Annotated in this window: 14 protein-coding genes; 13 read left to right on the plus strand and 1 reads right to left on the minus strand. The window is 43.7% G+C overall.

Annotated elements, in window-relative coordinates; translation table 11 throughout:
- The first annotated feature begins 126 nt into the window (after positions 1-126).
- From ACESQI_RS06520 to ACESQI_RS06580, 13 genes are all read left to right on the plus strand, one after another.
- Entirely contained in the window at positions 127-2,340 is a 2,214-nt protein-coding gene (locus tag ACESQI_RS06520) for a patatin-like phospholipase family protein (protein ID WP_002561711.1), read from the plus strand.
- 663 nt (positions 2,341-3,003) lie between these two features.
- Positions 3,004-3,273: a hypothetical protein gene (locus ACESQI_RS06525; protein ID WP_007484959.1), complete on the plus strand. Its 270-nt coding sequence runs from the start codon at positions 3,004-3,006 to the stop codon at positions 3,271-3,273.
- A 2-nt stretch (positions 3,274-3,275) separates the two neighbouring features.
- Positions 3,276-3,836: a 1-acyl-sn-glycerol-3-phosphate acyltransferase gene (locus ACESQI_RS06530; RefSeq protein ID WP_002561714.1), complete on the plus strand. Its 561-nt coding sequence runs from the start codon at positions 3,276-3,278 to the stop codon at positions 3,834-3,836.
- Between the two features lie 245 nt (positions 3,837-4,081).
- Positions 4,082-4,858 carry an amidohydrolase gene (locus ACESQI_RS06535; protein ID WP_373125582.1) on the plus strand — a complete coding sequence of 259 codons (777 nt, stop codon included), beginning with the start codon at positions 4,082-4,084 and terminating at the stop codon, positions 4,856-4,858.
- Between the two features lie 173 nt (positions 4,859-5,031).
- A complete protein-coding gene (locus ACESQI_RS06540; RefSeq protein ID WP_002561716.1) occupies positions 5,032-7,023 on the plus strand; it encodes a glucosamine-6-phosphate deaminase in 1,992 nt (663 codons plus the stop codon).
- Positions 7,024-7,106: 83 nt separating this feature from the next.
- Positions 7,107-7,832 carry a tyrosine-protein phosphatase gene (locus ACESQI_RS06545; RefSeq protein WP_373125583.1) on the plus strand — a complete coding sequence of 242 codons (726 nt, stop codon included), beginning with the start codon at positions 7,107-7,109 and terminating at the stop codon, positions 7,830-7,832.
- 215 nt (positions 7,833-8,047) lie between these two features.
- Entirely contained in the window at positions 8,048-10,945 is a 2,898-nt protein-coding gene (locus tag ACESQI_RS06550) for a xanthan lyase (RefSeq protein WP_373125584.1), read from the plus strand.
- Between the two features lie 201 nt (positions 10,946-11,146).
- Complete coding sequence (locus ACESQI_RS06555) at positions 11,147-11,464, plus strand: hypothetical protein (protein WP_373125585.1); 318 nt, start codon at positions 11,147-11,149, stop codon at positions 11,462-11,464.
- Positions 11,461-11,679, plus strand: a complete 219-nt coding sequence (locus tag ACESQI_RS06560) for a sulfurtransferase TusA family protein (protein ID WP_002561720.1) — start codon at positions 11,461-11,463, stop codon at positions 11,677-11,679. Before ACESQI_RS06555 ends, ACESQI_RS06560 begins: the two co-directional genes overlap by 4 nt.
- A gap of 114 nt (positions 11,680-11,793) precedes the next feature.
- Complete coding sequence (locus tag ACESQI_RS06565) at positions 11,794-12,138, plus strand: hypothetical protein (RefSeq protein ID WP_373125586.1); 345 nt, start codon at positions 11,794-11,796, stop codon at positions 12,136-12,138.
- Positions 12,139-12,142: 4 nt separating this feature from the next.
- Positions 12,143-12,625, plus strand: a complete 483-nt coding sequence (locus ACESQI_RS06570) for a DUF456 domain-containing protein (RefSeq protein ID WP_122202077.1) — start codon at positions 12,143-12,145, stop codon at positions 12,623-12,625.
- Positions 12,626-12,635: 10 nt separating this feature from the next.
- On the plus strand, positions 12,636-13,709 hold the full coding sequence (locus ACESQI_RS06575) for a hypothetical protein (RefSeq protein WP_373125587.1): 1,074 nt from the start codon (positions 12,636-12,638) through the stop codon (positions 13,707-13,709).
- Positions 13,710-13,743: 34 nt separating this feature from the next.
- Positions 13,744-15,564: a YgiQ family radical SAM protein gene (locus ACESQI_RS06580; protein ID WP_373125588.1), complete on the plus strand. Its 1,821-nt coding sequence runs from the start codon at positions 13,744-13,746 to the stop codon at positions 15,562-15,564.
- Between the two features lie 103 nt (positions 15,565-15,667).
- Here ACESQI_RS06580 and mfd read toward each other — a convergent pair whose 3' ends face one another.
- Positions 15,668-19,045 (minus strand): transcription-repair coupling factor, encoded by a 3,378-nt coding sequence (gene mfd, locus ACESQI_RS06585; protein ID WP_195660288.1) that lies wholly within the window; start codon positions 19,043-19,045, stop codon positions 15,668-15,670.
- Positions 19,046-19,084 lie beyond the last annotated feature (39 nt).

Below are 19,084 nucleotides of genomic sequence, written 5' to 3' on the forward strand. Positions count from 1 at the left end.
TGTAAACTGTAGAATTTATCCACAATTCCGACTTTTGGACCACAAAAGTAGAGAAATCTGCCTAAAGCAAAACAATTTATCACTTACATTTGTATTTTATATGTTACACGTAACAAAACCATCTTAATGAAAAAACATTTATCTTTAACATTAGTTCTCCTGGCCTGCTTTTTTTTGGCTTTACCTACTTCGGCACAGCAACGTAAAAAAGTAGGCGTAGTGCTCAGCGGTGGCGGTGCAAAAGGTGTCGCACACATTGGAGCATTAAAAGTGATCGAAGAAGCAGGTATTCCCATCGATTATATCGTAGGTACCAGTATGGGCTCTATTATCGGAGGTTTATATTCTATCGGCTACACACCGGAGCAACTTGACAGCATGGTGAAAAAGCAAGACTGGACCTTCCTTCTCAGTGACCGGATCAAACGAAGCCAACAGACCATGTCCGAACGGGAAAAGTCGGAAACGTATGTACTCTCTCTCCCTCTGACCGGAAAAGGTTTCAAAGAACAGGCATCGGGAGGAGTTATCAAAGGGCAAAACCTCGCTAACCTGTTCTCTGACCTCACTGTGGGGTATCATGACTCAATTGATTTTAATAAAATGCCCATCCCTTTCGCCTGTGTTTCGGAAAACGTTGTGAATGGTGACGAAATAGTATTCCATAATGGCGTACTTGCCACAGCGATGCGTGCAAGTATGGCTATTCCCGGTGTGTTTACCCCTGTGCGAATAGACAGTATGGTATTAGTAGACGGTGGCATGAAAAACAACTATCCGGTGAATGTAGCCAAAGCAATGGGAGCCGAAGTTATCATCGGAGTAGATGTACAGGATAAGCTGAGAACAGCTAATGAGCTGAATACGGCTCCTGATATTTTGTTGCAGATTATCGATCTTACTACACAAAAAAATTATGAACAAAACGTAGCAGCTACAGATGTTTATATAAAAGTAAATGTAAAAGGATATTCTGCTGCCAGCTTTACTCCCAATGCACTGGATACGCTCACCAACCGAGGGGAAGAAGCAGCACAGGAGAAATGGAGCGAACTGTTGAAGCTAAAAAAGAAAATAGGTATCCCGGCAGATTATAAACCAACTCCTCATGGGCCTTATACTTCCTTATCTTCTTCCAGAAAGTTCTTTGTAAAAGAGATCAATTTTTCCGGTATTGAAGATGTAGATAAAAAATGGATGATGCGGAAATGTAAATTGAAAGAAGATAGCGAAATCAGTGTAGCTCAATTGGAAAAAGCACTTTCCGTATTACGGGGAAGTCAGGCATATTCCAATGTCAGCTATAAACTTACCAGTACACCGGAGGGAGACAAGTTAGACTTTTTGTTAGAAGAAAAGTATGAACGGAAAATCAACCTGGGCATTCGTTTCGACTCTGAAGAAATTGCTTCTATGCTGCTGAATGCGACCCTAAACTTAAAGACACATATCCCGTCTAAAGTATCTGTAACCGGACGTTTGGGGAAACGATATGCTGCCCGCGTAGATTATACCCTGGAACCGATGCAGATGAGGAACTTCAATTTCGGCTACCTCTTCGAATATAATGATATCAATATCTACAATCATGGTGACCGTGCTTATAATACCACTTATAAGTACCATTCGGGAGAATTCAGCTTCTCGGACGTATGGTATAAGAACCTGCGTTTTGCTGTCGGAGCACGATTCGAATATTTCAAATACAAAGATTTTTTGTATACCAGCCCGGAGTATAATCTGAAAATAAAACCGGAACATTTCTTCAGTTACTTTGCGCAGGTGCATTATAATACATTCAATAAAGGATATTTCCCCAACCAAGGTGCAGATTTTAAAGCCGGATATTCACTTTATACAGATAACATGGCAAAGTATAAAGGACATGCCCCATTTTCAGCACTCAACGCTTCATGGGTGGAAGCTTTCCAATTAACCAATCGTTTTGCCTTGCTTCCCGCTATATATGGAAGAGTGCTTATAGGTAGAGATATCCCCTACCCGTATACCAACGCATTGGGTGGTAACTACTTCGGACGGTTCATTTCACAACAAATGCCTTTTGCCGGAATTGATAATATCGAAATAATGAAAAACTCCGTAGTAGTAGGCGGTTTAAAACTACGTCAACGCTTATGGACCAAACACTACATCAGCCTGACAGGTAATGTAGCACTAACCAATAATAACTTCTTCGACATCTTGGAAGATAAATGTATCTACGGATTCAGTTTAAGTTACGGAATAGACAGTATGTTCGGCCCCCTCGAAGCTTCATTGGGATACTCTAATCAAAGTAAGAAGGCAGGGTTCTATGTGAATCTGGGATTCTACTTTTGACCAAACCTGAATCAGTTCACCACAGAGGACACGGAGGACACAGAGAAATTATCGACTTGGCATAAAAAGAATAAAATCCTCTGCATTCTGTGGTGAATCCTCTCTTTTCTTTGCGAGAATTCGCGTCTATCCACATTTCAATCAACCATCGTCTGATGTACCTCCCCATGCGGAAAGCACACCGTTGCCCGGTGTTGTACTTTGTCTTTCTCAGAAAGGAACGTTCCTTTTCCCCGTGAGCAGCCTTGTTTTACATGTACATGTTTCACTGTACCACATGTACATGTCGTACTGCACCACATGCACATGTCGTACTGCTTTACATGTACATCTAAAACAATATTACACACCGAGGCTTCCTACGTTACTCTACGAGATAGAACTTTATCAGCACCGAAGAAATAAATAGATGGTAACGACAGAAGCTATTAAGCTCAAAACTTAATCTATTTACGATTAGGCGATGTACGATTGGAATTACCCTGTCTCTGACAGGGCTGAAACCGGCTTTTAAAAGAGTAACTTCAATCGTACATCGTAAATCGTCTAATCGTAAATAGATTCATATCCATACAGTATTGTATTATTTATTTGCCTAAGCCGAAGAAAGTATTTATCTTTACCGCTGATATATTCAATATTCACATTAAAAGAAGATAGATTATGGCAAGTAGAAGAGAACTCAAGAAAACCGTAAATTATATTTCAGGAGAATTATTCTCAGAGTGTTTGATCAATAGCATGTTTGTTCCTGGTACTGATAAGGCCAAAGCAGACCAACTTATGACCGAAATCCTTAAGATGCAGGATGAGTTCATCAGCCGCATCAGCCATACAGAGCCGGGCAATGTAAAAGGATTCTACAAGAAATTCCGTAGTGACTTCAACGCTAAAGTAAACGAAATTATTGATGCCATCGCGAAATTAAACTAAGAATGAAAAAAGCAATTTACAGCTTTATTTACTTTCGCTTGTTGGGTTGGAAAATGAATGTAACGGTGCCAAACTACGACAAATGCGTAGTTTGCGCCGCTCCCCATACTACAAATTTAGACCTCTTCATAGGTAAACTTTTCTATGGCGCCTGGGGGCGTAAAACAAGCTTCATGATGAAAAAAGACTGGTTCTTCTTCCCCTTAGGCATCATTTTTAAAGCAGTGGGAGGTATTCCGGTAGACCGTAGTCGTAAAACATCATTAGTAGATCAGATGGCACACAAATTTGCCGAAAGTAAGAAATTTCATCTTGCCATCACACCCGAAGGCACACGTAAACGAAATCCAAACTGGAAGAAAGGATTCTACTATATCGCACTGAAAGCACAAGTCCCTATCGTGCTCGTAGGAATAGATTATACTACTAAGACCATTTCATCCACCAAAGCTATCATGCCTACAGGAGACATTGAAAAAGATATGCGCGAAATAAAGCTCTACTTCAAAGACTTCAAAGGCAAACATCCCGAAAACTTTAGTATCGGAGATATTGATGAGTAGTGATTAATGCGAATCAGTAGTTCAAAGCTTACCGGAAATGAGCTAAATAGCTTTGTGTTTCTATGGCACACGGATAAAACAGATCAAGCAGATGACAACGGATCTTTTTTGTTTTATCTATTGGTAATCCGGGAAAAAGAAAATATGATCCGTTGTCATCCGTCCTATCCGCTTCATCCGTGTGCCATAAAAATAGAACGCAATCAACTACTGATTTGCATAATTAATGATTAGTAATAAATGTAATGCAAGAATTACGTGTTTCAATCGTCCAGACTAATATTGTCTGGGAGAATAAACAAGAAAATCTCCGTTTGCTCCGTGATAAGCTACAAATGCTTCACGGAACAACGGAGATTGTTGTTTTACCGGAAATGTTCTCGACCGGGTTTAGTATGAACAGCCGGAAGTTGGCAGAACCAATCTCCGGAGAAACCATACAAACACTCAAAAAGTGGGCCGGAGAATTTCAGTTCGCTATTACCGGAAGCTTCATTTGCAGCGAACAAGGCTCGTATTATAACCGCGCTTTCTTTATCACCCCCGAAGGAGAAGAGTATTACTATGACAAACGCCACCTCTTCCGCATGGGGCAAGAAGCTGAACATTTTTCCTCCGGAGACAGTAAACTCATTATCTCCTACCGCGAATGGAACATTTGCCTGCTGGTATGCTACGATCTGCGTTTCCCGGTATGGAGCCGGAATGTAAACAATGAATATGACCTATTAATATATGTAGCCAGTTGGCCGCAAGCCCGCCGATTAGTATGGGACACACTGCTTCGTGCCCGTGCTTTAGAGAATATGTGTTATGTATGCGGGGTAAACCGTACAGGGACAGATGGTAATAACCATCTATATAATGGAGGCAGTATCGTCTATTCCGCTAAAGGTGAAATACTAACATCGGTCCCGGACGGCAAAGAAGCTATCGCCACTGTTTCACTCAACCTCAAATCACTACAACAATTCCGTGATAAGTTTCCGGTATGGAAAGACGCAGACACTTTCCGGATTTGAGTTTATATGTACATTTTAGTGATGCAACTTAAATAAACAAACGTTAAAATCGCCTCTTTATAGCAACAATACCTACAATAAGGTAGTTTTTATAATAAACTTCTTTTGTATCTTTGTCGTTCAGAAAAAACAGTCGCACGACTTGAATCTAACATAACTTAATTAAAGAATTTATGAAAACAAACTTAAGTTCTCAAATCACTCTCAACAGGGTCTCCCCCAGATACTACAGACCAGAGAATGCATTTGAACGGTCGGTATTAACCCGACTTGAAAAAATCCCTACTGATATTTATGAATCTGTAGAAGAAGGTGCCAATTACATCGCTCGCGAAATAGCACAAGTAATACGCGATAAACAGAAAGCAGGACGATTCTGTGTTCTGGCATTGCCGGGTGGTAATTCACCACGCAATGTGTATTCCGAGCTAATTCGCATGCACAAAGAAGAAGGCCTGAGCTTCCGCAATGTGATCGTGTTCAATATGTATGAATACTATCCATTAGCTCTGGATGCAATCAACAGTAACTTCAATGCCTTGAAAGAGATGTTCCTCGACCATGTGGACATTGATAAGCAGAATGTATTCACCCCGGACGGAACCATTGCTAAAGATACGATTCTGGAATATTGTCGCCTGTATGAGCAACGTATCGAAAGTTTCGGAGGTATTGACATTGCTCTTCTGGGTATCGGTCGCGTAGGTAATATTGCTTTCAATGAGCCGGGTTCACGCCTGAATTCTACTACTCGCCTGATCTTGCTGGATAACAGCTCACGCAATGAGGCTACCAAGATATTCGGAACAATGGAGAACACTCCTATCAGTTCTATCACAATGGGTGTATCTACTATCCTGGGTGCCAAGAAAGTATATCTTCTGGCATGGGGAGAGGACAAAGCCAAGATGATTAAAGAATGTGTGGAAGGACCGATCACAGATACAATCCCTGCATCTTATTTGCAGACACACAACAACGCTCACGTAGCTATCGACCTTTCAGCTGCCAGCAACCTGACACGTATTCAACGTCCTTGGTTGGTGACTTCTTGCGAATGGAACGATAAACTGATCCGTAGTGCCATCGTTTGGTTATGCCAATTGACCGGTAAGCCCATCCTGAAACTGACCAATAAGGATTACAACGAAAACGGATTGAGCGAACTTTTAGCTCTCTTCGGCTCGGCATATAATGTAAACATCAAGATATTCAACGACTTGCAGCACACGATCACCGGTTGGCCCGGCGGTAAACCGAATGCGGATGATACGTATCGCCCCGAACGTGCAAAACCGTTCCCAAAACGTGTTGTTGTATTCTCTCCGCACCCGGATGACGATGTGATCTCTATGGGTGGCACTATCCGCCGTCTGGTAGAGCAAAAACATGAAGTACATGTAGCTTATCAAACATCAGGTAACATCGCTGTAGGCGACGAAGAAGTAATCCGCTTCCTGCACTTCATTAATGGTTTCAACCAGATTTTCAATAACAGCGAGGACCTGGTAATCAACGAAAAATATTCAGAGATCCGCAAATTCCTCAAAGAGAAGAAAGACGGAGATATGGATTCACGCGATATCCTGACTATCAAAGGTCTGATTCGCCGTGGCGAAGCCCGTACGGCTTGTACATACAATAACATTCCGTTGGACCGCGTTCACTTCCTGGATCTGCCATTCTATGAAACAGGCAAAATCCAGAAGAATCCTATCAGTGAGGCAGATGTAGAAATTGTACGTAACCTGCTCCGCGAAGTGAAGCCTCATCAAATATTCGTAGCCGGTGACCTTGCCGATCCGCACGGAACCCACCGCGTTTGTACGGATGCTGTATTTGCTGCTATAGATTTGGAAAAAGAAGAGGGAGCCAAATGGCTGAAAGACTGCCGTATCTGGATGTATCGTGGTGCATGGGCTGAATGGGAAATTGAAAACATCGAAATGGCAGTACCTATCAGTCCGGAAGAGTTGCGTGCTAAACGTAATTCCATCCTGAAACACCAGTCGCAAATGGAAAGCGCTCCGTTCTTAGGCAATGACGAACGTCTGTTCTGGCAACGTAGCGAAGACCGTAACCGTGGTACAGCCGCACTCTATGATAATCTTGGCCTTGCGTCTTATGAAGCAATGGAAGCATTCGTAGAGTATATTCCATTATAACAATTAGTAAATAATCATAAAGAAGAGTGAGGAACAGAGAATTCTTCACTCTTTTTTTGTTTACAAATAAAAGACAAATTAATATGAAGAAAGAAGATACTCATTACCGGCTCCTACCAATGGCAGGAGCTTATAACATGCGCGATCTTGGAGGTTATCGCACCATTTATGGCAAACATGTGAAATGGAAAACTTTTCTGCGTTCAGACGACATGAACAAACTGACATCCACAGACCTGGATTATCTGACTCTATTACCGCTACGAACCGTGGTCGATTTCAGAGGTGAAGCCGAAAAGAGGGCAGCTGCCGATCATTTGCCACAGACTGTGTCCAAGCATATCCCATTGCCCATCGAAGCCGGCAATATGAGTGATATTGCACATTTTGACAAAAACAATCTGAGTGCTGTTATGGAAGAAGTGTACGCATTCATCGTTCGCCATATGCAGGATACATACAAAGAATTTTTCCGCATCCTGACAGAGAAAGCCAATACCCCGCTCCTCTTCCACTGTTCTGCCGGAAAAGACCGGACAGGCATTGCAGCTGCATTGCTGCTTTCGGCTCTGGGAGTGGAACGCGATACAATAATAGAAGACTATATGCTGTCAGCTCAGCATATCCAGGCCAAATATGATTTTATCACAAAAGACCATCCGGAACTGAAGCCGCTGACTACCGTGAGAAAAGAGTATCTGGAAACGGCTTTCCGTGTGATAGACGAAGAATTCGGAGGAATAGAAAGTTATCTGATAAACAACCTTGAAGCAGATATAGAGAAACTGCGCAATTTATATACAGAATAACGAAAATTACTCTACTTTTGCAGGCTAAGATTTCACCACAGAGGACGCAGAGAACACAGAGCTTTATTATCCGAATAAAACGCAGATTAAAGTACTGATATTCTTTCTTTTATATTTGTATTTTGCGAAAATCTGCGTTAATCTGCGTTTCAATCAGATAAATAATACTCTGTGTTCTCTGCGTCCTCTGTGGTAAACCGTAATAATTGAAGTTTATGAGAAAGCTATACTTATTCCTGCTGTCGCTTATTGCAGGAACCAATTTACTCTTTGCGCAAGCCATCGAAAAAACAGTAGAAGATCGGCTGAATGAATACTTCAACAGCTACACCTCTGCCTCTGCAAAAATAAAACAACCCACACTACAAAGTGTAGAAATTGACTTTGACCGAAAGCAACTCACAATACAGGTTTCAGAAAGTTTTGCTTATCAGCCCTTTCTACCCGAAACTGTTGAGTCTATTTATAATCAGGTAGAAAATATTCTCCCTGGCCCGGTACGTTTTTTCGATGTTACGATATACGCCGATGGCAGACCCATAGAAGACCTTATCCCCAACGCCTACCGCAAAAAGAAAAAGGACAAAACCCGCCTTTCATTGAATACTGACTATAAGGGAGCACCCTGGGTGACAAATACATCGCGCCCATACGAAATATCCCGTGGACTGCAAAACCGGCACATTGCTCTCTGGCAGAGCCATGGACAGTATTTCAAGAATGAAAATGGAGAATGGAGCTGGCAACGTCCCCGGCTGTTTTGTACAACAGAAGACCTTTTTACACAATCGTTTATCCTGCCCTATGTTATCCCGATGTTGGAAAACGCAGGTGCCAACGTTTTCACTCCACGCGAACGGGATACGCAGAAGAACGAAGTAATTGTTGATAACGACACGAAAGACGGTTCTATCTATCTGGAAATGAAAAGTCGCAAGGCCCGTTGGGAAACAGTAGGTGGAAAAGGATTTGCATCTAAAAAACGTATCTATAAAGATGGAGAGAATCCTTTTCTGGACGGTACTGCACGCTATGCCCGTACAGAAAAGAAAAAGAACAAAGCCTTTGCAGAATGGATTCCGACCATCCCACAAACGGGTAACTATGCAGTATATGTATCCTATCAGACACTACCTAACAGCGTAAGTGATGCCAAATACATTGTGTTTCATAAAGGAGGAGCTACCGAATTTAATGTGAACCAGCAGATAGGCGGAGGTACCTGGGTATATCTGGGGACTTTTGAGTTCGACAAAGGCAATAATGATTATGGCATGGTGGTACTCAGCAATGAGAGCAAAGAGAATGGCGTCGTGTGTGCGGATGCAGTACGTTTTGGAGGAGGTATGGGAAATATCTCACGAGGCGGAACCGTCAGCGGACTTCCGCGCTATCTGGAAGGAGCACGTTATTCTGTTCAATGGGCAGGTATGCCGTATGAAATATATGGTGGACGAAAAGGAGAAAATGATTATGCCGATGATATCAATGCACGCTCCAATACACTCAATTATCTGTCCGGCGGTTCAGTGTTCAACCCCAAAGAAAAGGGATTGGGAGTACCGTTGGAAATGACCTTGGCCCTGCACAGTGATGCCGGATATAGTAAAACAGACGAAATAATCGGCTCATTAGGCATATATACCACCGATTTCAATAACGGCTTGCTGAACACAGGCATGGACCGCTATGCCTCGCGTGATCTGGCAGATATCTTATTGACACAGTTGCAACGGGACATCCGCATTACCTACAATATCCCCTGGACTCGACGTAGCATGTGGAATCGCAATTATAGTGAAACACGCTTGCCGTCTGTACCCTCTACGATCGTAGAACTACTATCACACCAGAATTTTGCGGATATGCAACTGGGGCACGACCCTAATTTCAAGTTCACCGTAGGACGTGCTATTTACAAAGGTGTACTCCGCTTTGTGAGCAGCCAACACGGAAAGGACTATGTTGTACAACCGCTTCCTGTAAGCAACTTCGCCCTTCAGTTCGGCAAGAAAAAAAACACCATCGAACTCTCCTGGCAAGGAGAAAACGATCCGCTGGAACCAACCGCCACTCCACGTGAATATATAGTATATACCCGCATCGGCTACGGCGGCTTCGACAATGGTGTACTGGTGAGCCACCCTTCCTATACCCTAAAAATGGAGCCGGGCCTTGTGTATTCATTCAAAGTCACAGCAGTCAACCGTGGTGGCGAAAGTTTCCCCTCAGAGATATTATCGGCCTATAAAGCAAAAGATGAAAAAGGGAAAATACTTATCATCAATGGTTTCGACCGTCTGAGCGGGCCGGCTATTATCAACACACCTACCAGTGCAGGGTTTGATCTGGAAGAAGATCCTGGCGTACCCTATTTATACAACATCTCCCTGAGTGGGGCACAAATCGGATTCGACCGGAAACAAGCCGGCAAAGAAGGGAAAGGCAGTCTGGGGCATAGTGGCAACGAGCTGGAAGGAATGAAAATCATTGGAAACACATTTGACTATCCATTTATTCATGGTAAAGCAATTCAGGCAGCAGGACACTATAGTTTTGTATCATGTAGTGATGAGGCTGTAGAAAACGGACGGGTACAACTGGAAGAATATCCCATTGTGGACTATATCCTGGGACTGGAAAAAGAAGATCCCGTCAACCGCGCATATTACAAAACATTCTCCTCGCCTATGCAACGGATCATTACGGCTTACTGCCAATCGGGAGGTAACATTCTCGTCAGCGGCTCTTATCCTGGAAGTGATATGAATACTTCGCAAGGTAACCGGGAGTTCACACAAAAAGTGCTGAAATATGGCTATCAAAGTTCACTACGCAACAGCCTGTCCGGACAGATCAACGGACTGGGACGTACTATTTCCATTCCCCGCCTACCCAATGAAAACAGGTATGCGGTGACTGCACCGGATTGTATAGTCCCCGTAGCACCTGCCTTTTCCGTATTCACATATAGTCCGGATAACCAAAGTGCAGGTATTGCCTACAAAGGGAATTACCGCACATTTGTTATGGGTTTCCCCTTCGAAAGCATTGAATCGGACAAAGACCGGGCAATGGTTATGGCAGCAATACTTAACTTTTTTAGTGAATAGTGATTAGTGATAAGTGATAAGTGATTAGCAGGCTGCGCCATCATGCCGCATGGCACTAATCACTAATCACTTATCGCTAATCACTTATCACTAATCACTATTCACTAATCACTTTTTTAATTAATTTCCCCCCTATTTGTTCAATCTCTCACGAAAAGTTCTATCTTTGTCGCTATCATTAACCTCTAAAACAAAAACATTATGTATATCATACAAGCAAATCCCAGCGGCACACGCAGCATGAAAGTTTCCGAAGAAAACCTGAAAACCATTGAAAAATATGCCCTCTTCCGTCACCTGATTGACAGTAATGGTATTGTAGACGAAGCTGTTCTTGATAAACTTAAACTGAACGTCCGTTCGCTTATCGCCAGCCAGGAAGAAGACAGTAAGGACCTGCTCGACCTCTGCATAGACGTGATTTATCACAATAACATGAAGGCATTCGGCCTGCAACAGCTTATCAAACTATATCTTACCTGGCTTAACTCCCAGGAAGCAGAAGAGGAAGAGTCATGATTACCGCCGACACTCGTGGAACGACTGCTTACAGTCCGTTAATCCCGGCTATAAAAGCCATATGTAGCGCCCAACCCGGCGAAACAGTGAAGATTATTATGGATAATGCCGACGCATTTCAGGACTTAAAAGAGTACTTATCGGAACAAGGCATCGGTTTTCGCGAAATCTACGGTAGCGAACAAATGACTTTGCAGTTTATCGTACAAACATAAGCTTTCACCACAGAGGACACAGAGAGCACAGAGTTTTAAAATATATTTAAAGTAATATAGTCTCTGTGCCCTCTGTGTCCTCTGTGGTGAAACATATCCCAAACCGCATTAAACATGAGTGAAGTACAACAGAAATTAAAGGAATTACCGGGATCAGCCACCCGGAAAATCAACAGTATATATGGTAGTATAGACAAGTTCTACGCTACCGTTTATCTTATTGCCCGCAATGAGCACCAGTGCCAGATGATGGCTGTGCTGGCTGCCGACCAACGAATGAAAACCATTCGTGCCTATCAGGGTCTCATACGTTTCATGCTCGACGAACTTGGTCTCGACGGAAAAAACATTATGGATGCCATAGCCAGTGACTATCTGGAAGATTTCGTAAATTACCGCGAACAAAGCTTCGGCATGACAAACGAAGAGTTCATCTCTATTATCAAACGAATCGGTTAACTGGATGGATATTCTCCTCATTATCATAGGAAGCATCTGCCTGTTGGCAGGACTGATAGGGTGCATCGTCCCGATGCTTCCGGGTCCGCCCATCGCCTATATGGCTTTGGTATTGCTTCACTTCACCGACAAAGTACAATTCACAATAACTCAACTTTTATTGTGGCTACTCCTCGTTATAGTTATTCAGGTACTCGATTATTTTATCCCGATGTTCGGGGTGAAACGGTTTGGTGGCACCAGTTGGGGTAACTGGGGTTGTATTATCGGTACTTTCACAGGACTTTTCCTGTTTCCTCCCTGGGGTGTTATCATCGGTCCGTTTGCCGGAGCATTTATAGGAGAGTTATTAGGAGGAAAAGAGACACATCACGCCCTCAAAGCCGGATTCGGAGCTTTTGTGGGATTCTTAATGGGCACTGTACTGAAAGTTGCCGTATGCGGTTGGTTCATTTTCTGCTTTATCAATGCATTAATTCAATCTTAACGATCTATCTATGAAACACACGAAATCACTGACTTGTCTATTAACTTTGTTCTCCTTCATTACATCCGTTACCATAAAAGCACAGGATGATAGAGAGTGGCATACTATTCAGATAGAGAAATTAGGGATTAGTGCCTCTTTTTACCAACAACCCACAGCCACTACTAAATTAGACGGTGAGGAAAAGAACTATCGTTTTGAAAATATAGTAGAGGAAGAAGAACATCCCAATAAATCTTACCTCATCAGTATCTGGGAAACAACAAACCCATCTGATTCTGGATATGCAGAAAAGAAGGAGATGCAACTTATCACCCAGAAACTGTATGGAAGCAATCTGGAACTCATGGACAAGAATATCTTTTCCAAAGGGGGAGTTCCTATTACACAATATACTTTGAAAAATATCAATGGAGAATACATTCTTTTCTTTATTGGATATAGCAAGAACAAAGTATATACGTCAGAGATACACTGTAAAAAAAAACAGGAATTCAACTACGAATGCCTAAAGTTTATTCAGAGTTTTTATATCGACAACTATATCAAAGAGATACAGAAAATCAGTCTTGATAGTTTAAGTTGTAATATCCTTTTTCCTTATCCACCCGAAGTATATAAAATAGATAATCCGGAACCCGAAATAATATATGCAATAGAAGCATATGCCTCAACTCCCCAAAAAGAAGAAGAGGTAACTATCTGGATTGGAGAAGAGGAAGAAACCATCAAGATGTATCAATATGAAGACTCAGTGAGTTATTATAAATTATCAGAGGCACTTCTTTCAGAAACCATTCCGGAAACGATGTCAGCCGAAACTATGAATTTATTATTGCAGCATTTCGTTCACTCGATGGTAAGTACTTCTAACGGGAAGTTAATAAAGAAAGAAGAAATCCAAAGAGACAATTTACAAGGAATAGCTATTACGGTACAAAGTGGTAATACAACCGAGACTCTTCTTTATCACATGTTTCTAAAAAATCGTAAGATATATATTCTGATGGCCGCCCTACAACGTGGAGTAAGAACGAACTACCCTGCCGTCACCCGATTTATGGAATCCTTTCACATAAAATAAATGTGCAGTTATAAATTATCCGTATCTTTGCAGCATGAAAGAATACCGACTTACCGACTGGCTGCCCACTACCAAGAAAGAAGTAGAACTGCGCGGATGGGATGAACTCGATGTCATCCTATTCAGTGGAGATGCCTATGTAGACCACCCCTCCTTCGGGCCGGCTGTGATTGGCCGCATTCTCGAAGCACAGGGATTGCGGGTAGCCATTATCCCCCAACCTAACTGGCGCGATGATCTACGCGACTTTAAGAAGCTGGGACGCCCCCGTCTGTTCTTTGGCATTTCGGCAGGATGTATGGATTCCATGGTAAACAAATATACTGCCAATAAACGCCTTCGCAGTGAAGATGCCTATACCCCAGACGGACGCCCGGATATGCGTCCCGAATACCCTTCGATTGTATACAGCCAGATACTGAAAAAGCTATACCCGGATGTTCCCGTTGTACTGGGTGGCATCGAAGCAAGCTTGCGCCGGTTGAGTCATTATGACTATTGGCAGGATAAAATACAGAAAAGTATCCTGTGTGACAGTGGTGCCGACCTGCTCATCTATGGCATGGGAGAGAAGCCTATTGCCGACCTTTGCAAACGACTGCAAACCACCCATGAGATGCCGACCGACCTACTGCAAACAGCCTATTTACGAAACAATACGGAAGACGTAACCCGTGCGGAAGATGACATCGAACTTTACTCACACGAAGAATGCCTGAAAGACAAGAAAAAGCAGGCCGCTAACTTCCGCCACATCGAAGAAGAGTCGAATAAATATGCTGCTGCGCGTATCCTGCAAGTAGTGGGAAAGCAGGTTGTAGTAGTCAATCCGCCCTATCCACCCATGACGCAGGAAGAACTGGACCACTCGTTCAACCTACCCTATACCCGCCTGCCGCATCCCAAGTATAAAGGAAAGCGTATCCCCGCCTATGATATGATTAAGTTCTCGGTAAACATCCACCGGGGATGTTTCGGAGGTTGTGCCTTTTGTACTATTTCGGCACACCAGGGCAAATTCATCGTAAGCCGCAGCAAGGATTCCATTCTCAAAGAAGTAAAAGAGGTGATGCAGTTACCGGACTTCAAAGGCTATCTTAGTGATCTGGGAGGTCCTTCGGCCAATATGTATAAGATGGGAGGAAAAGACGAAACAGTCTGCCGGAAGTGTAAACGCCCGTCATGTATCCATCCCAAGATATGTCCGAATCTGAATACAGACCACCGTCCCCTGCTTGATATCTATCATGCAGTAGATGCACTGCCGGGTATCAAGAAATCATTTATCGGCAGCGGGGTACGCTATGACCTGCTACTGCATCAAAGTAAAGACCCTGCAGTAAATCGCAGTACCAATGAATATACCCGCGAACTGATCGAGAAGCATGTTAGCGGACGACTGAAAGTTGCACCGGAACATACCAGCGAGCGCGTTCTCAATATTATGCGCAAGCCCTCGTTCAGCCAGTTCGGAGAGTTTAAAAAGATATTCGACCGCATCAACACCGAGAAAAACCTGCGACAGCAACTCATTCCTTACTTCATCTCCAGCCATCCGGGCTGCAAGGAAGAGGACATGGCTGAATTGGCCATCATCACCAAACGACTGGACTTTCATCTGGAGCAGGTACAGGACTTCACCCCTACCCCGATGACCGTTGCAACAGAAGCATGGTATACCGGATTCCACCCCTATACACTGGAACCGATATTCAGCGCCAAAACACAACGAGAGAAACTGGCACAACGCCAGTTCTTCTTCTGGTACAAACCGGAAGAACGCCGGAATATCATCAACGAATTGCGGCGCATCGGACGCCAGGATCTGATAGACAAACTGTACGGAAAGAGATAAAATACAGTATCATACTATGCCGCTTGCAGTACACGCCTTGCCTACAAACAGGTAAGGCGTACTCTCCAAACAGGCTCTACAAGGCACACAGACACGGGTAGGTTTATTCTTCCTGTTTCACCGGTAAAGCCACCATTTCCTGCAATATACTCACGGCAGTCTCTACATTCGGGATATCTTTTATTACCATCGAACGGCGTCCGTTCTGTTCGCGCAAATCGCAACGGCGGGTGTACTTCATCATATAATCTATCACCTTACCAAAAGCCTGGCTCTGATAGAACGGGCTGTCCGGATTGGATACGAAAAACAACGTCATACGTCCTGCTTTAAGGAATACCTTTTCCGCTCCCAGACGGGCTGCAAGGCGACGAAGCGGAACGATACGGAGCAGTTCCTCCGTCTCGGAAGGCACAGGGCCAAAACGGTCTTCAAGCCGCGAACGAAAAGCCTCCACATCTTTGTCCAGAGTCAATCCGTCCAACTCGCGATACAGCAACATGCGTTCACTACTTCCTGTGACATAGTTGGCAGGCAACAACAACTCCAGGTCACTCTCTACCTGGCACTCATCTACAAACTGCTCTCCACTTACAGCTCCTTCACCTTTTATCTCGTTGGCATACAACTCGGCAAACTCGTCTGTCTTCAACTCATACACGGCCTCTGAAAGGATTTTCTGATACGTCTCATATCCTAAGTCAGCAATGAAACCACTTTGTTCCGCCCCCAGCATATTTCCTGCACCACGGATATCAAGATCCTGCATGGCAATGTGGATGCCACTCCCCAAATCGGAGAAATTTTCGATAGCCTGCAATCGTCTCCTACCCTCAGGAGTAAGTGACGAAAGCGGAGGAGCAAGCAGATAACAGAATGCCTTCTTGTTACTACGTCCCACACGCCCGCGCATCTGGTGAAGATCACTCAAACCAAAATTCTGCGCCTGGTTTATGATGATGGTATTGGCATTAGGGATGTCAATTCCACTCTCGATAATCGTAGTGGCAAGCAACACATCATAATCATAATTTACAAAGTCGAGGATAATCTGTTCCAGATCGGCAGGCTCCATTTGCCCGTGTCCGATAGCGATACGGCAATCCGGAATATGCCGTTGTATCATGGCTTTCAGTTCCGGCAGATTCGCTATACGGTTGTTTACAAAAAACACCTGCCCGTTGCGGCTCATTTCGAAGTTAATAGCATCGGTTATAATCTCTTCATTAAAAGTATGCAGTTCCGTTTGTATGGGATAACGGTTGGGCGGCGGAGTAGATATCACACTCAGATCACGTGCTCCCATCAGCGAAAACTGGAGCGTACGCGGGATAGGCGTTGCCGTCATAGTCAGCGTATCTACGTTCACTTTCAGTTGGCGTAGTTTCTCCTTTACCGATACACCAAATTTCTGCTCTTCGTCAATGACCAACAGTCCCAAATCTTTGAAATTCACATCTTTACCCAAAATACGGTGCGTACCGATAAGGATACCCACTTCTCCTTCTTTAAGTCCTTTAAGTACCGCCTTGGTTTGTGCAGCAGTACGGGCACGGCTCAGGTACTCCACTTTACAGGGGAGTCCTTTCAGTCGTTCGCGAAAGGTTTGAAAGTGCTGATAAGCCAACACGGTAGTAGGTACCAGTACTGCCACCTGCTTATTATCGGCCACTGCCTTAAAGGCAGCACGGATAGCCACTTCTGTCTTTCCAAACCCCACATCCCCACAAACAAGGCGATCCATCGGGCGGTCACGTTCCATATCTGCCTTCACCTCGGCAGTAGCCTTACTCTGGTCGGGTGTATCTTCATAAATAAAAGAAGCCTCCAACTCACGTTGCAGAAAGCTATCGGGACTATAGGCAAATCCCTTTTCTTCACGGCGCTTTGAATAAAGCAGAATCAAATCGCGCGCAATATCTTTAATCTTAGTTTTAGTACGTTCCTTTAGCTTCTCCCAGGCACCCGTACCTAATTTATTCAGGCGGGGAGCTTCCCCCTCTTTACCTTTGTACTTCGATACTTTGTGCAACGAATGGATAGACACAAAAACCACATCCTCGTTCTGATACACCAATTTCATGACTTCCTGGGTGGTATCACCGTTAGGGATACGTACCAATCCTGAAAAACGCCCCACGCCGTGATCGGTATGCACCACATAGTCACCAGGGGTAAACTGGTTAAGCTCTTTGAGCGAAAGAGCTACTTTTCCCGAACGGGCTTTATCACTTTTAAGGTTGTATTTATGAAAACGGTCGAACAACTGATGATCTGTAAAGATACACAGACGCAAGGCATCATCGGCAAAACCTTCATGCAGAGTACGCTCTACTGCAATAAAAGGTATCTCGTCACCTCTGTCTTCAAAAATAGCCCGTATACGTTCAGTCTGTTTCCTGCTGTCACTACAGATATAAAGTGAATAGCCCTTCTCACGATATTCTCTGAAAGAAGCAGCTACCAGATCGAAATTCTTATGAAAAATAGGTTGTGCCGTTGTCTCAAACTCAATCGTAGCATCCGGTGTTCCGGTAGGCTTGTTGCCAAACTCCATCCTTCGGAAATCAAGAGCGCGAACGGTAAATTTGGCACCATCAATTAATGCCCCTTCAAGCTTAATCCCCCCATTATCTTCGGCTTCCTGTACTGCAAGTGCCTGCGGAGTCAATGCCTCATCATGAACGGTCTGAATACGTTCACGCAACCAAAGGAAATCACGCATGGCCAATATCGTATCTTTCGGGATAAAATCAAGGAATGAAGAAGACATTGCCCCTGCCAGCGCCAGATCCGGAACGATAACAATGCTATTTTTCTTCTCACGCGACAGCTGTGTATCAACCTCAAATGTACGGATACTCTCTACTTCGTCTCCAAAGAAATCGATACGATAAGGATACTCCGATGCAAAAGAAAAAACATCAATGATACTACCGCGTACAGCATATTGTCCCGGTTCATAAACATAATCTACGTATTCGAAACCGTAGCTATGCAATACCTCCGTAATAAAACCGGAATCAACATGTTCACCTACGTTCAGCTTAAGAGTCTTATCGTCCAGTTCTTCCTGCGAAACTACTTTCTCCGCCAATGCATCGGGATAGGTAACAATGCACAAACCCTTTTCTCCTTTCTGCAAACGGCTGAGCACCTCGGTACGTAATATCTCATTGGCTGCATCCTTCTGACCATACTTGATGGCACGGCGAAAAGAAGAAGGGAAAAAAAGCACCTGCTCTCCTCCCAACACCTGTGTCAGGTCATGATAAAAATAACCGGCTTCCTCCAGATCGCCCAAAATAAACACAAAAGGAGACGGGCTTTTCTGTACCAACGCTGACGAAAAAAGCGAAGCAGAAGAAGCGCACAATCCTCCACAAAAAATGTGATTTACAGAAACGTCTTTCAGCAATTGACACATAACAGTCACGTTGGGATGAAAGGCGTATTGTTGTTGCAGTTCGGTGATAGTCATTGTTCCTGTTTTTAACTCGCCAAAGGAGCCAAAGAGTCC

The sequence above is a fragment of the Bacteroides sp. HPS0048 genome (assembly GCF_964240755.1).
GTDB lineage: Bacteria > Bacteroidota > Bacteroidia > Bacteroidales > Bacteroidaceae > Bacteroides > Bacteroides nordii.